This is a genomic window from Geodermatophilus maliterrae, assembly GCF_041018925.1.
Classification (GTDB): Bacteria; Actinomycetota; Actinomycetes; order Mycobacteriales; family Geodermatophilaceae; genus Geodermatophilus; species Geodermatophilus maliterrae.
Genome location: NZ_JBFNXQ010000119.1, coordinates 1 through 15,218, shown reverse-complemented (window position 1 = coordinate 15,218; position 15,218 = coordinate 1). Strand labels below are relative to the sequence as shown.

Below are 15,218 nucleotides of genomic sequence, written 5' to 3'. Positions count from 1 at the left end.
GGGGGGGGGGGGGGGGGGGGGGGGGGGCCCCCCCCCCCCCCCCGGCGGTGCGGTCAGGCCTGGTCGGCCTGGCGGCGGCGGTAGGCCACCGCACCCGCGGCAGCCGCACCGACGAGCGCGACCGCGCCCACGCCGATCGCGGTCTGCTGCTCGGTGCCCGCGGTGCTGCCGGCGCCGGTCTCCGCGCCACCGTTGGGAGCGGTGCCCATCTGGGCCGCCACCAGCGGGGCACAGGCGGCCGGAGCGGTCGCCTCCATCGGTAGCGACGGGTCGAGGTCGCTCATGACGTCGCCGTCGTAGGCGCCGCTGCCGTCCTTGTCCACGCCGTGCAGGACCAGCACCGCGGTGCCGGCGGCGAAGGACTGCTGCACGTCCTCGGTCACGTCGAAGGTGCGCTCGTAGCTGATCGAGCCGTCGTCGGCCGTCGGGAACCGGTCGATCGCCAGGCCGCTGTCGGGGCTGGTGTCCCCCGAGGTCGTCAGCGAGGTGCCGATGGCGCCGTAGAAGGGCGCCCCCTCGGTGACGCTCACGAAGCCGTCACCGTCCTCGTCGGCGGCGTCGGTCGGGCACTGGCCCTGGGCGGCGATGTGGAAGTGCTGGGCGTGCGGAGCGCCGGCCAGGAAGCCGTCGGCCTCGATCATCACGGTGGCCGAGTTCCCCTCCAGCGTGACCATGCCGGTGCCGGAGACACCGGACTGGTTGAGCGCCACGAGGTCGGCCTGGTAGCTGCCGTCGTGGTCGGCGAGGGCGGGGCTCGTCGTCAGCAGCGGGAAGGCGGCGGCTGCGATGGCGACGGTGGGTAGGGCGAGTGCCTTGCGCACGGTGGCTCCTCAGGAGTCTCGGCTGTGCTGTGGGCGCCCGGGGGCAGCCGCACCGGGAACGGTTCCGAACCGCTCCCGTCGTGCACCGGGGACGCGTCGGTGCGCCCGTCGGCCGGGTCGGGGAGGACCCGGTGGCCCGAGCGGGTCCCCCAGCCGGTGGCGCTGGCTCCCGCGTCGTGTCCGACAGGTGTACGCAGCGACCGGTCACATCGGTTCAGTTCGGATCGCAAACAACCTGATCGGGTGCTTTCGAGTGCCGCGCCACGAGTGCAGGATCGGTCCCGTGGACGTCGGGGCGAACCGGGACCGCCCCCGGGCGCGAACACCGGTCATGTCCCGTCCCCGGCCCACCCCGCCCGCGCCCGCCCCCCGCCGACGGACGGCGGCGCTCCTGGCCACCGTCGCCGCCGCGACCCTGGTCCTGCTGGGCGTCGGCCTGCCCGCGGCCTCGGCGCACGACGAGCTGGTCGCCACGGTCCCGGCGCAGGACGCGACCGTGCCGGCCCCGCCCGCGTTCGTCGAGCTGACCCTGAGCGCGCCCGCGCAGGCCCTGGGCACCCGGGTGCTGGTCACCGGCCCGGACGGCACCCCGGTGTCGGACGGGCAGGCCGGGCTGCGGGACACCACGGTCAGCCAGCCCCTGGCGGCGGACCTCCCGGCCGGGACCTACCGCGTCGAGTGGCGGGTGACCTCGTCCGACGGGCACCCGCTCGACGGCACGTTCTCCTTCACCGTCGCCGGGGGCACGGCCGTCGGTGGCCCCGCCAGGGACACCGCACCGCCGGCGGCGCCCGCTCCCGACGGCACCGTCGCGGAGTCGCCGGCCGCCGTCCCCGCCGAGGCGGCCGCGCCCGAGGACGCCGCGGCGGTGTCCCCCGCCGCCCTGGCGGTGGGCGCGGGCCTGCTGACCGCCGCCGGGGCCCTGGGGGCCCGCCGGCTGCGCCGCCGGTCGTGACCGCCACGGCCCGGACGTCGTCACCCCCGGCGGGAGCGGCGGACGGCGCCGCACCGCCGCGCACCGGCTCGCCGGACCACGCCCGCCCGGACCACGCCCACCGGCGCCGCGTGCCGGCGGGCGCGCTGGTGGCGGCCGGCCTCGGGCTGGTCGCCGTCCTCGTGCTGGCCGTCGCGGTGGGGGGCGGCGCCCGGTCCGGCTCCGCCACCCCCGGGCTCGGCTCGCCCGGCCCGCTCGTCGAGTGGGGTCTGCCGGTGACCCGCCTGGCGGCCCGGGTCGCGGGGCTGGGGACGGTCGGCACGCTGCTGTTCGCCGCCGTCCTGCTCCCCGGCACGCGGGGGGTCCTCCCCGCCGCGTCCCGGCGGGCGGCCCGGGCGGCGTCGGCGTGGGCACTGGCCTGGGCCGCGGCGACGGCGGCCGGCGCGGTGCTGACCGTGAGCGAGCTGCTCGGCGTCGGCCCGTTCACGCTCCCCGCGTCGGCGGTCGGGGTGTTCGTCACCGACGTGGCCACCGGCCGCGCCGCGCTGGTGTCCGCGGGGGTCGGCGTGCTGGTGGCGCTGCTCGCCCGGCGGTGCACCCGCGCGCCGGCGGCCGGCGCGCTGCTCGTGGCGTCCGTGGCGGGCCTGGTCGTCCCGGCCGTCCTCGCCGGTCACTCCGCCGCAGCCGACGACCACGTGCTGGCCGTGACCAACCTGAGCGTGCACGTGGTCACCGCGGCGGTCTGGGTCGGCGGGCTGGCCGCCCTCCTGGCGTACGGCCGGCACCGCGACGACCTGGTCCCCGCGGCGGCCCGCTTCAGCGCGGTGGCGCTGGCGTGCTTCGTGCTCACCGGCGCCTCGGGGCTGCTGGCCGCGTGGCTGGTGCTCGGCGGGGACCCCGCCGCGCTGCGCGCCGTCCCCGGCACCGGCTACGGCTGGCTCCTGCTGGGCAAGACGGCGGGCCTGCTCGCCCTCGGCGTCCTCGGGGTGCAGCACCGCCGGGTCACGCTGCGGTTCCTGCGGGCGGGCCGGCCCGGGGGCTTCCGGCGGTTCGCGGCCGTCGAGGTCGGCGTGATGCTGGGGACGGTCGCCCTCGCCGTCGCGCTCTCCGCCTCGCCGCCGCCCGCCGGCGCCGCCCCGGCCACGGGGAGCCCCGCCGCGGCGACGGCGCAGCCGGCCCCGCCCGGGCAGCCGGCACCGGCGGCGCCCGACCCGATGGCCGGCCACGACCACGGGGAGCTCTCGGTCACCGTGCTGGTCGACGAGGAGCGCTTCCACGTCTCCGCGCCGGTGGCGCCGGGCACGCGGGTCACCGTGCACAACGCGAGCACGACCGAGGTCACCATGACCGCGGTCGACGGCAGCTTCGACGTCGTCGTCCCCGGGCGGGCGCTGCTCACCTTCCCGGCTCCGGAACGGCCCGGCGAGCACGCGTTCACCAGCCGCCACTCGGCCGCGTTCGCCGACGTCCTCGTCGTCGGCTGAGACGTCGGCCGAGTCGTCGGCCCGGTCGTCGGCCGAGCCGCCGGGGGGGTCCCGGGTGAACCGGACGGGCCCCTGACGCCGAACACGGTGTGGCAACGACACCGACCCCGAGGAGCTCCCGTGCGCACCACCCTGGACCAGGACCCGCTCCTCTCCCGCGGCAGGCGGTGCGGGGCCGTCCTCGTCATCGCTGCGACGCTGGGCGCCCTGACCGCCTGCTCCGGTGGCTCGGACGCCCCGGACGCTGCCGCCCCGTCGTCGACCGGGACGTCCTCCTCGACGGGCGGGCCGGCGACCCCGGCCCCGGAGACGCCGGCCTCCTCGTCGCTCCCGGCCGGCCTGGTCGACTTCGCGATCGAGATGCCGGAGACCGAGCTCGAGGCGGGCACCTACCGCATCGACGTGGCCAACGACGGCCGGGCGAGCCACGACCTGGTCGTCGAGGACGCCGGCGGCAGCGAGGTCGCGGCCACCGAGATCCTCACGCCCGGTGGGTCGGGCACCCTCGAGGTGACCCTGGAGCCGGGCGAGTACGCCTTCTACTGCTCGGTCGGCAACCACCGTGGGATGGGCATGGAGCTCGTCGTCACGGTCGTCTGACGGCGCCCTCCGAGGCTCCCGCGAGGGACCGGACGCCGGTCACGGGGTGGGCGCTGCGGGGAACGGCAGCGGCCCTGCCGGTGCTGGCCGCCCCGCAGCGCTTCCTGCCGTGGGTGGTCGCGGCCGGCGCCTCGTCGCCGCCGGCACGGTGGCGGCCCTGCTGCAGTCGACGACCACCGGGCTGTCCGGCTTCGGCTTGCTGACCGTCCTCGCCCGGCGGGGTCAGCCGACCTCGAGCAGGCGCAGGTCCCGCAGGTAGACGCCGGTACCGGCCCGCACCCGGGTCGTGGCCGGCCGCAGCGCGACGGCCACCGGGCGCATCCCGAAGCGCACCGGCTCGAGCCAGGTCGGCCGCCGCGGCAGGGCGGGCCGCCGCAGGGCGTCGTCCTCGATGCCGAGCACGAGCACGGCGGCCAGGAGCGCCATCACCGCGACCGTGCCCAGCGCGGTGGGCAGCCCGGCGTGCTCGGCGAGGAAGCCGATGACCGGCGGGCCGCCGAGCAGGCCGGTGTAGCCGACGGTGGTCGACAGGGCCACGCCCGAGGGCCCGCCGAGCGCCCCGGCCCGGGCGATGGCCAGCGGGAAGACGTTGGCCAGCCCGAGGCCGACGAGCACGAAGCCGGTCAGCGCGACCGGCAGCGACGTCGTCGTCACGGCGGCCAGGGCGCCGGCGGCGGCCAGCAGCGCGCCGCCGACCAGCAGCCGTCGCGTCCCCAGCGCCGCCACGAGCCGGCCGCCGGCCAGCCGGCCCAGCGCCATCGCCGAGGAGAACCCGGCGTAACCGGCGGCGGCCAGCACCGGGGTGGCCTGCACCTGCTCGCGCAGGTGCAGGGCGCCCCAGTCCGACAGGGCACCCTCGCCGTAGGCGGTCGCCCCGGCGATGCCGCCCAGGACCACGAGGACGGCGGTGGGCCGGGGACCCCCCGGCTCCTGCGCGGGCCCGGACGAGGGGCCGGCCGCGGACCAGCCGGCGTCGGCCCGCACCAGCACCGGGCCGATCCACGCCATGACGGCGAGACCTGCCACGGTGACGAGGGCGAGGTGCGCGCCGACCCCGGCCACCGTCGAGGCCAGGCCGCCGACCAGCGCGCCGAGCAGGCCGCCGCCGCTGAAGGCCGCGTGCAGCCCGGACAGCAGCGGCCGCCCCACCTGCGCCTCCACCTCGACGCCGGCGCTGTTGGCCGCGACGTTCACCGCCCCGGTGGCGGCGCCGAAGACGAACAGGGCAGCGCACAGCGCGGGCACGGTCGACACCAGGCCGGGCAGCACCGCGCCGGCGCTGACGACGACGCCGGCGATCGCGGCGGTGCGGCCGGTGCCGAGCCGGGCGCAGATGCCCCCGGTGACCTGCATGCAGGCCAGCGCACCGAGCGACAGGCACAGCAGCGCGACGCCGAGGGCGGTGTGCCCGGCGCCGGTGACGGCACCGACGTCGGGGACGCGGGCGGCCCAGCTGCCGAAGACGAAGCCGTCCAGGCCGAAGAGGACGGCGACGGCGGTCCGCAGCCGGGACAGCGAGGGGGGCGCGGACACGACGGGCGTCCGGGCACGGGAGGGCAGAGGAGAGAGCATCAGGGACCTTCAGGAGAGGGAGGGGGACGCGCACCACCGCGACACGGCGGGCGGGGGTCGGGGGAGCACACGACCTCGGGCGCCGTCCTCCACGGTGCCAGCCCGACGTGGACCGCGCGTGTCCCAGGCGTTTCCGGCGGCGTGAGTGTCCCCACGCCCCCGTCCCGGCCGTCCCGTCCCTGCTCGCCCGTCCCAGCCCCCGCTCCGGGGGCCGGACCGGCGTGGGCTCACTAGGTTCGGGAGCGAGGGCGAGGAGGTGGGCCGGTGTCCGACGGGCTGTACGTGACCGGGTGTGAGCCGGCGACCGGGAAGTCCGCCGTGGCGCTGGGCGTGTTCGAGCTGCTGGCCCGGCGGGTCGGCCGGCTCGGCGTCTTCCGCCCGGTCGTGCACGCCCGTGACGGGGCCGACGGCGTCGTGGAGCTGCTCCTCCCCCGCGCTGCCGCGGACCTGACCGCCGAGGCGTGCCTGGGCGTGCCGTACGCCGAGGTGCTCGCCGACGAGGACCGTGCCCTGTCCGAGATCGTCGCCCGCTACCGGGCGCTGGCGGCGCAGGTGGACCGGGTGCTGGTCGTCGGCTCGGACTTCAGCGAGGCCGCCGCCTCCCGGGAGCTGGCGCTCAACGCCCGCATCGCGGCCAACCTCGGGCTGCCGGCGCTGTGCGTCGTCTCCGGCCGGGACCGGGACGCCGAGGGCGTGGCCGTGGCGGTCGAGGTCGGCCGCGACGCCCTGCGCGCGGCCGGCTGCGAGGTGGTCGCCGTCGTCGCCAACCGGGTGGCGCCCCGCCACCTGCCCGCCGTGCGGGACCGGGTCTCCGGCGGGCCGGTGCCGGTGTACGTGCTGCCGGAGACCCCGGTGCTCACCGCGCCGACGATGGCCGAGGTGGCCCGCGCCTGCGACGCGCGGGTGCTCACCGGCGACGACGCCGCGCTCGGCCGGGAGACCGCCGGCGTCCTGGTGGCCGCCATGACGCTGCCCAACCTGCTGGACCGGCTCGTCGACGACGTCGTGGTCATCACCCCCGGCGACCGGGCCGACGTCGTCCTCGGTGTCCTCGCCGCACACCTCTCCGGCGGGCTGCCCGCCCCGGCCGGCCTGGTGCTCACCGGTGGCATGGAGCCGGCCGCCTCGGTGCTGCGGCTGGCCGAGCACCTGCCCGCCGTCGTCCCCGTCGTGGTGACCGAGCACGACACCTACGCCACCGCCACGCTGGCCGGGTCGGTCCCCGGGCGGATCGGGCCCGGGGCGCCGCGCAAGGTCGACGTGGCGCTCGCGCTGGTGGAGGAGCACGTCGACGGCGAGGAGCTGCTCGACCGCACGGCGGTGGCCCGGCCGCGGGTGACCACGCCGCTGATGTTCGAGTACGAGCTGCTCGACCGCGCCCGCGCCGACCGCCGTCACGTCGTGCTCCCCGAGGGCACCGACGAGCGGGTGCTGCGGGCGGCGGAGCGGCTGCTGCGGCGCGGCGTCGTCGACCTGACCCTGCTCGGCGACGCCGACGAGGTGCGCGCGGCCGCCGCCCGCACCGGGGTCGACGTCGGCGGGGCGCGGCTGCTCGACCCGTGCGAGCCGGACCTGCGGGAGCGGCTGGCCGTCGAGTACGCGCGCCGGCGGGCGCACCGGGGCGTGACGATGGACGCCGCCCGCGACGTCGTCGTCGACGTCTCCTACGCCGGCACGCTGATGGTGACCCTCGGCATGGCCGACGGCATGGTGTCCGGCGCGACGCACACGACGGCGCAGACCATCCGGCCCGCCCTGGAGCTGGTCAGGACGACGCCGGGCGTCTCGATCGTCTCCAGCGTGTTCTTCATGTGCCTGGCCGACCGGGTGCTGGTCTACGGCGACTGCGCGGTCAACGTGCACCCCAGCGCCGAGCAGCTGGCCGAGATCGCCGTCACCTCGGCGGACACCGCCGCGCGCTTCGGCGTGCAGCCGCGGGTGGCGATGCTGTCCTACTCCACCGGGCGGTCGGGCAGCGGCGAGGAGGTCGAGCGCGTGCGGGCGGCGACCGAGCTGGTCCGCGAGCGCGCCCCGGAGCTGTCGGTCGAGGGCCCGATCCAGTACGACGCCGCGGTCGACGCCGGGGTCGCGCGCACCAAGCTGCCCGGCAGCGAGGTGGCCGGCCGGGCGACGGTCTTCGTCTTCCCCGACCTCAACACCGGCAACAACACCTACAAGGCCGTGCAGCGCAGCGCCGGCGCCGTGGCGGTCGGCCCGGTGCTGCAGGGCCTGCGCCGCCCGGTCAACGACCTCTCCCGCGGCGCGACGGTGCAGGACATCGTCAACACCGTCGCCATCACCGCCATCCAGGCCCGGGGGACGGCGGTGCCGTGAACGGCCGGGTGCTGGTGGTCAACTGCGGCTCGTCGTCGCTGAAGTACCGGCTGGTCGACGTCGGGGCCGGGCAGGCCCTGGCGTGGGGGCTGGCCGAGCGGGTCGGGCAGCCGTCGGGCCGGCTCACCCACTCCCGGCCGGGCGAGGCGCCGGACGTCGTCGAACGGCCGCTGCCCGACCACGGCGGAGCGCTGTCGGCGGCGCTGGAGGCCTTCGAGCGCACCGGCCCGCGGCTGGCCGACGCCGGCCTGGTCGCGATCGCCCACCGGGTGGTGCACGGCGGCGACCGCTTCTCCGCGCCGGTGCTCGTCGACGACGACGTGCTGCGCGCGGTCCGCGAGCTGGCGACCCTCGCGCCGCTGCACAACCCCGTCAACGCGGTGGGCATCGAGGTGGCGCGCCGGACGTTCCCCGGGCTGCCGCACGTGGCGGTGTTCGACACCGCCTTCCACGCCACCCTGCCGCCGCACGCGCACACCTACGCCGTCCCCCCGCAGTGGGCCCGCGACCACGGCGTGCGCCGCTACGGCTTCCACGGCACCTCGCACGCGTTCGTCTCCCGCGCCGCCGCCGGGCTCCTCGGCCGCCCGCTGGAGGACACCCACACGATCGTGCTGCACCTGGGCAACGGCGCCAGCGCCACCGCCGTGGCCGGGGGCCGCAGCGTGGAGACCTCCATGGGCATGACGCCGCTGGAGGGGCTGGTCATGGGCACCCGGTCCGGCGACGTCGACCCGGCCGTGGTCGCGCACCTGCACCGGGTCGCCGGGCTCGGGCCCGAGGAGGTCGACCGGGCGCTGAACTCCTCCAGCGGCATGCTGGCGCTGGCCGGCACCAACGACCTGCGCGAGGTGCACCGGCGCGTCGCCGACGGCGACGAGGCGGCCGCGCTGGCCCTCGACGTCTTCTGCCACCGGGTCCGCAAGTACGTCGGCGCCTACCTGGCGGTCCTGGGCCGCACCGACGCGATCGCGTTCACCGGCGGCATCGGCGAGAACGACGCCGTCGTCCGCGCGCGGTCGCTGGCCGGCCTCGAGCCGCTGGGCATCCGTGTGGACGAGGAGCGCAACGCCGTCCGGTCCGGCGGGGGACGGCGGGTGTCGGCCGACGGCAGCCCGGTCGCCGTCCTCGTCGTCCCCACCGACGAGGAGCTGGAGATGGCCCGCCAGGCGGTGGACCTGCTCGGCGGCTGAGGCACCCACCCCTCGCGTGCCCGGTGACGTGCGGGAACGGTCACCCCCAGGGGCCCGCGCCGAGCGTGCGAGGCGTGGGGAGGAGGGTGGTCCTTCAGTCCTCGTCGGTGCGGTAGCCCAGGTTCGGCGAGAGCCAGCGCTCGGCCTCGGCGAGCGTCCAGCCCTTGCGCCGCGCGTAGTCCTCGACCTGGTCGCGGCCGACCCGGCCCAGGACGAAGTAGCGCGACTCCGGGTGGGAGAAGTACAGCCCGCTGACCGCCGCACCCGGCCACATGGCCATGCTCTCGGTCAGCTGCAGGCCGGCGTTCGCCTCGACGTGGAGCAGGTCCCAGATGGTCTGCTTCTCGGTGTGCTCCGGGCAGGCGGGATAGCCCGGCGCCGGGCGGATGCCCCGGTACCTCTCGGCGATCAGCGCGTCCTTGTCCAGGTGCTCGTCGGTGGCGTAGCCCCAGAACTCCCGGCGCACCCGCTCGTGCAGCCGCTCGGCGAAGGCCTCGGCCAGCCGGTCGGCCAGCGCCTCGAGCATGATCGCCGAGTAGTCGTCGTGCTCGGCCTTGAAGGCCGCGACCCGCTCGGCCGAGCCGAGCCCGGCGGTGACGGCGAAGGCGCCCACGTGGTCGCGCAGCCCGGTCCCCTTGGGCGCGACGTAGTCGGCCAGCGACTTGCGCGGGGAGCCGTCGCGGCCCTCGGTCTGCTGCCGCAGCTGGTGCAGCACCGCGCGCACCGTCGTCCGCGACTCGTCGGCGTACACCTCGATGTCCTCCGAGGCGCCGTCCTCGCCGTCCACCCGGTTGGCCGGGAACAGCCCGACGACGCCGTTGGCGGTCAGCCACCTCTCGTCCACGACGCGGTCGAGCATCGCCTGGGCGTCCTCGAACAGCCGCCGCGCGGCCTCGCCGGTGGTCGGGTTGTGCAGGATGTCGGGGAACCGGCCGCGCATCTCCCAGGCGTTGAAGAACGGCTGCCAGTCGATGTAGGGGCGCAGCTCGTCGAGCGGGTAGTCGCGCAGCACCTTCACGAACCGGGTGTCCTGCCCGTGCCGGTGCGCGCAGCCCGGGCCGGTGCACAGGTCGCGGGCCTGCTGCACGAGCATCCGCGGCCGCGGCGGGGTGTAGCCCGACCAGTCGATCGCCGGCGCGGCGGCGCGGGCGGCGGCCAGCGGCAGCAGCGCCCGGCTGTCGGTGCGGGCGGCGTGCCGCTCGCGCAGCGCCTCGTACTCGGTGTCCACCGAGGCCAGCAGGTCCGGCCGCTGCTCGTCGGACAGCAGCGCGGCGACGACGGGCACCGACCGCGAGGCGTCCTTCACCCAGATCACCGGCCCGTGGTAGCGCGGGGCCACCTTGACCGCGGTGTGCGCGCGGCTGGTCGTCGCCCCGCCGACGAGCAGCGGGACGTCGAAGCCCTGCCGCTCCATCTCCGCGGCGAGGTTGACCATCTCGTCCAGCGACGGGGTGATCAGGCCGGAGAGCCCGATGACGTCGGCGCCCTCCTGCTTGGCGGTCTCGAGGATCTTCTGCGCCGGCACCATGACGCCGAGGTCGACGACGTCGTAGTTGTTGCACTGCAGGACGACGCCGACGATGTTCTTGCCGATGTCGTGGACGTCGCCCTTCACGGTGGCCATGACGACCTTGCCGTTGCTGCGCTCGGCGTCGCCGGGCTGCTTCTCCGCCTCGATGAACGGGATGAGGTAGGCGACCGCCTTCTTCATCACCCGGGCGGACTTCACCACCTGCGGCAGGAACATCTTGCCCGCGCCGAACAGGTCGCCGACGACGTTCATGCCGTCCATCAGCGGGCCCTCGATGACCTCGATCGGCCGGCCGCCGCGGGCGCTGATCTCCGCGCGCAGCTCCTCGGTGTCGGCCTCGACGAACTCGTCGATGCCCTTGACCAGCGCGTGCGTGATCCGCGGCCCGACCGGCAGCGACCGCCACTCCTCGGTGGCGGCCTCCTTGGCCGCGCCGTCGCCGGCGTAGTCCCCGGCGACCTCCAGCAGCCGCTCGGTGGCGTCGGGGCGGCGGGCGAGGACGACGTCCTCGATGCGGTCCCGCAGCTCGCGCGGGACCTCCTCGTAGACCTCGAGGGCACCGGCGTTGACGATGCCCATGTCCATGCCGGCGGCGATCGCGTGGAACAGGAACACCGCGTGGATGGCCTCGCGCACGGGGTTGTTGCCGCGGAAGCTGAACGAGACGTTGGAGACGCCGCCGGAGACCAGCGCGCCGGGCAGGTTCTGCTTGATCCAGCGGGTGGCCTCGATGAAGTCCAGCCCGTAGCGGGCGTGCTCCTCGATGCCCGTGGCCACGGCGAAGACGTTCGGGTCGAAGATGACGTCCTCGGCCGGGAAGCCGACCTGCCCGGTGAGCACGTCGTAGGCGCGCCGGCAGATCTCCCGCCGCCGCTCGAGGGTGTCGGCCTGCCCCTGCTCGTCGAAGGCCATGACGACGACGGCCGCGCCGTACTTGCGGCACAGCCGCGCCTGCTCGACGAACTCCTCCTCGCCGTTCTTCATCGAGATGGAGTTGACGATCGACTTGCCCTGCAGCTGCTGCAGGCCGGCCTCGATGACCTCCCACTTGGAGGAGTCGACCATCACCGGCACGCGGCAGATGTCGGGCTCGGCGGCGACCAGGCGGGTGAAGCGGGTCATCGCCGCGACGCCGTCGATCATGCCCTCGTCCATGTTGACGTCGATGACCTGCGCGCCGGCCTCGACCTGCTGGCGGGCGACGGCCAGCGCGGTGGCGTAGTCGCCGTCGCGGATGAGCCGGCGGAAGCGCGCCGAGCCGGTGATGTTGGTGCGCTCGCCGACGTTGACGAACAGGCTGTCGGCGTCGACGGTCAGCGGCTCCAGGCCCGACAGGCGCAGCGCGGGGCGGGGGGTCACCGGCGTCCGCGGCGCCCGGCCCCCGGCCGCGGCGGCGATCGCGGCGATGTGCTCCGGCGTCGTGCCGCAGCAGCCGCCGACGAGGTTGACGTAGCCGTCCTCGAGGAAGCCGCGCAGGATCGCGGCGGTCTCGGCCGGCGACTCGTCGTACTCGCCGAAGGCGTTGGGCAGCCCGGCGTTGGGATAGCAGGACACGAAGGTGTCAGCGATGCGCGAGAGCTCGGCGACGTACGGGCGCATCTCCTCCGCACCGAGCGCGCAGTTCAGCCCGATGGTCAGCGGGCGCACGTGCCGCACCGAGTTCCAGAACGCCTCGGTGGTCTGCCCCGACAGCGTCCGGCCCGACGCGTCGGTGATCGTGCCGGAGATCATCACCGGCCAGCGCCGGCCGCGCTGCTCGAACAGCGTCTCCAGCGCGAAGACGGCGGCCTTGGCGTTGAGCGTGTCGAAGATGGTCTCGACCAGCAGGACGTCGGCGCCGCCGTCGACCAGCCCGCCGGCCTGCTCCAGGTAGGCGGCGACCAGCTCGCCGAAGGTGACGTTGCGGGCGCCGGGGTCGTTGACGTCGGGCGAGATGGACGCCGTCCGGCTGGTCGGGCCGATCGCGCCGGCCACGTAGCGCGGCCGGTCCGGCGTGCGCGCGGTCATCGCGTCGGCCTCGCGGCGGGCCAGCCGCGCCGCGGCCAGGTTGATCTCGTGCGCGAGCTCGGACATGCCGTAGTCGGCCAGCGAGATCGCCGTGGCGTTGAACGTGTTGGTCTCGATCAGGTCGGCGCCGGCCTCGAGGTACTCGCGGTGGATGCCGGCGACCAGCTCGGGCTGGGTGAGGACGAGCAGGTCGTTGTTGCCCTGGACGTCGACCGGCCAGTCGGCGAACCGCTCCCCGCGGTAGCCGGCCTCGCTGGGCCGGTCCCGCTGGATCGCCGTCCCCATGGCCCCGTCGAGCACGAGGACGCGCTGCTCGAGCAGGGCGGTCAGCTCCGCCGTGGCGTCGGGGCGGGGGGACAGGGCGTCGGTCACGGGCATCCTCGGGGGTCGGTCGACGACGTGCGGGGCCTGGCGCAGGAGCAGCGGCGCGGGGCCCGACCTTGTTCCGGGGACCATCCTCCCACCCCGCGCCAGCCCGGCAGGACGGCGTGGGAGACGTAGGCTCGCAGGGGTGATCGACCCGAAGTCCGCTCCCGAGGACCTGCCCCAGCTGAACCAGCCGGTGGTGGTGGTCGCGTTCGAGGGCTGGAACGACGCCGGGGACGCCGCCACCGGGGCGCTCGAGCACCTCGAGCTCATCTGGGACGCCACCCCGCTCGCGGCGCTCGACCCCGAGGACTACTACGACTTCCAGGTCAACCGGCCGACCGTCTCGCTCGTCGGTGGGGTGAGCCGGCGCGTCGAGTGGCCGACGACCCGCATCTCCGTGGCCCGCCCGCCGGACAGCGACCGCGACGTCGTCCTCATCCGCGGCATCGAGCCCAACATGCGCTGGCGCGGCTTCTGCGAGGAGCTCATCGAGCTGTGCCACGAGCTCGACGCGCAGACCGTCGTCGCCCTGGGTGCACTGCTCGCCGACACGCCGCACACCCGGCCGACGCCGGTGTCCGGCTCGGCCTACGACGACGAGTCCGCCCGCGCCTACGGCCTGGAGACGTCGCGCTACGAGGGCCCGACCGGGATCCTCGGCGTGTTCCAGGACGCGTGCGTGCAGGCCGGCCTCCCGGCGGTGAGCTTCTGGGCCGCCGTCCCGCACTACGTCTCCCAGCCGCCCTCGCCGCGGGCGACCGTCGCGCTGCTGCAGCGCGTCGAGGAGGTGCTGGAGGTCGCCGTGCCGCTCGGCGCGCTCCCCCAGCAGGCCGACGAGTGGGTCAAGACCGTCGACGAGATGGCCCAGGAGGACGCCGAGGTCGTCGAGTACGTCCGCTCCCTGGAGGAGCGCGCGACCCAGAGCGACCTGTCCGAGGCCGACGGCGACCAGATCGCCCGCGAGTTCGAGCGCTACCTCCGCCGCCGGGGCTCCTCCCCCAACTGAGCAGGGACCCCGTCTTCCCCACCCGTCGCAGGCTCACGGTGGGGCCCGGAGAGCGGCTGCGCACCAGTTGGGGGTAACGGTCGAGGCGCAGGCAGTGCGGGTGGTGTCCGCGCCGTGCCGGTGCGGCAGCGCCCGCAGTGCACGGGGGACGCCGGCACCGCGCCGCGACCCTCCTGGGCCGGCTCAGGCGGGGCGCAGCAGCGGGGTCATGCGGGCGGCGGCGTCGTCACCGAAGAGCCGGTCGTGCGTGGCCAGCGCGAAGCGGTCGGTCATGCCCGAGACGTGGTCGACCACCTGGGTGACCAGGTCGGCCCGGGTGTCGCGGTAGGTCGGCGGGATGAGGTCCGGGTGCTCGAGGTGGTGGTCGACCAGCCGGCGGATGACGTCGACGGCGAGCTGCTTCTGCCCCGCCGCGGTCTCCGAGGCGTACACCCGCTGGAACATGAACGCCCGCAGCTCGTGCATGGCCGCCAGCGGACCGGGCGCCATGACCACCACTCCCCCGTCGGCCAGCGACCCCTCGACGACGGCGTCGACCATCGCGCCGACCATCGCGCTGCCGGGCTCGCCGAACACCTCCCGGGCGCGGGCGGGCAGGTCCGACACCTGCAGCACCCCGGCACGGACGGCGTCCAGCGCGTCGTGGGACAGGTAGGCGATCCGGTCGGCGTACCGGACGCACTCCCCCTCGCGGGTGGCCGGCGGCGGGCTGATCTTCCAGCTGTGCGCGCGGATGCCGTCGCGCACCTCCCACGTCAGGTTCAGGTGCTCGAGCACCTCGACGATCCGCACACCCTGGGCCGCGTGGTGCCAGCCGCCGGGGACGTAGGGGTCGAACGCGTCCTCGCCGATGTGGCCGAACGGCGAGTGGCCCACGTCGTGGCCGAGCGCGATCGCCTCGGCGAGGGTCTCGTTGAGGCCCAGCGCCCGGGCCAGCGAGCGGGCCACCTGGGTGACCTGCAGCGTGTGGGTCAGCCGGGTGACGAAGTGGTCCCCGTCGGGGTTGAGGAAGACCTGCGTCTTGTGCTTGAGCCGGCGGAAGGCCTTGGCGTGCAGGATCCGGTCGCGGTCGCGCTCGAAGGCGGTGCGCAGCCGGTCCTCCGGCTCGGGGACGGCGCGGCCGCGGGTGGCCGACGAGCGGGCCGCGGCCGGGGCGAGGGCGTCCTCCGCCCGCTCGCGTGCGGCGCGGTCGGTGAGGCTGAACCGCTGGGCGTCGCCACCGCCCAGGGACCGCCCCATCAGCAGTCCTGCAGCGCGACGCCCAGCAGCGCGTCGACGGCGTCGGCGACCACGGCCGGCGCGCCGTCGTCGAGCTCGTCGTCCGGTCCGGCCGCCAGCGCGCGCTCGGCCCACGCGTCGACGACGGC

General features: G+C 76.0%; 10 protein-coding genes. 6 read left to right on the top strand and 4 right to left on the bottom strand.

What is annotated here, in order from left to right:
* Positions 1-53: 53 nt before the first annotated feature.
* The gene (locus ABQ292_RS23455; RefSeq protein WP_369210121.1) at positions 54-821 is read right to left on the bottom strand and encodes a GVDTG sorting domain-containing protein; all 768 of its coding nucleotides are present in this window, start codon (positions 819-821) and stop codon (positions 54-56) included.
* 283 nt (positions 822-1,104) lie between these two features.
* On the opposite strand from ABQ292_RS23455, the gene ABQ292_RS23450 reads away from it, so the two are divergent.
* From ABQ292_RS23450 to ABQ292_RS23440, 3 genes are all read left to right on the top strand, one after another.
* Complete coding sequence (locus ABQ292_RS23450; protein ID WP_369210120.1) at positions 1,105-1,776, top strand: copper resistance CopC family protein; 672 nt, start codon at positions 1,105-1,107, stop codon at positions 1,774-1,776.
* A complete protein-coding gene (locus tag ABQ292_RS23445; protein WP_369210119.1) occupies positions 1,773-3,239 on the top strand; it encodes a CopD family protein in 1,467 nt (488 codons plus the stop codon). The genes ABQ292_RS23450 and ABQ292_RS23445 overlap by 4 nt, the downstream gene beginning before the upstream one ends.
* Before the next feature lie 120 nt (positions 3,240-3,359).
* Positions 3,360-3,839, top strand: coding sequence for a cupredoxin domain-containing protein (locus tag ABQ292_RS23440; RefSeq protein ID WP_369210118.1), 480 nt, complete (start codon positions 3,360-3,362; stop codon positions 3,837-3,839).
* Between the two features lie 222 nt (positions 3,840-4,061).
* On the opposite strand, the gene ABQ292_RS23435 is transcribed toward ABQ292_RS23440, so the two are convergent.
* Entirely contained in the window at positions 4,062-5,372 is a 1,311-nt protein-coding gene (locus tag ABQ292_RS23435; protein WP_369210117.1) for an MFS transporter, read from the bottom strand.
* Positions 5,373-5,675: 303 nt separating this feature from the next.
* On the opposite strand from ABQ292_RS23435, the gene pta reads away from it, so the two are divergent.
* Positions 5,676-7,745, top strand: coding sequence for a phosphate acetyltransferase (pta, locus tag ABQ292_RS23430; RefSeq protein WP_369210116.1), 2,070 nt, complete (start codon positions 5,676-5,678; stop codon positions 7,743-7,745).
* Positions 7,742-8,938, top strand: coding sequence for an acetate/propionate family kinase (locus tag ABQ292_RS23425; RefSeq protein WP_369210115.1), 1,197 nt, complete (start codon positions 7,742-7,744; stop codon positions 8,936-8,938). Before pta ends, ABQ292_RS23425 begins: the two co-directional genes overlap by 4 nt.
* Before the next feature lie 94 nt (positions 8,939-9,032).
* Here the strand turns inward: ABQ292_RS23425 and metH are convergent, their stop codons facing one another.
* On the bottom strand, positions 9,033-12,848 hold the full coding sequence (gene metH, locus ABQ292_RS23420; RefSeq protein ID WP_438940625.1) for a methionine synthase: 3,816 nt from the start codon (positions 12,846-12,848) through the stop codon (positions 9,033-9,035).
* 139 nt (positions 12,849-12,987) lie between these two features.
* Between metH and ABQ292_RS23415 the strand changes: the two genes are divergently transcribed.
* Positions 12,988-13,851, top strand: a complete 864-nt coding sequence (locus ABQ292_RS23415; RefSeq protein ID WP_369210113.1) for a PAC2 family protein — start codon at positions 12,988-12,990, stop codon at positions 13,849-13,851.
* A 183-nt stretch (positions 13,852-14,034) separates the two neighbouring features.
* Here ABQ292_RS23415 and ABQ292_RS23410 read toward each other — a convergent pair whose 3' ends face one another.
* A complete protein-coding gene (locus ABQ292_RS23410) occupies positions 14,035-15,090 on the bottom strand; it encodes an HD domain-containing protein (protein WP_369210112.1) in 1,056 nt (351 codons plus the stop codon).
* Positions 15,091-15,218: the final 128 nt, after the last annotated feature.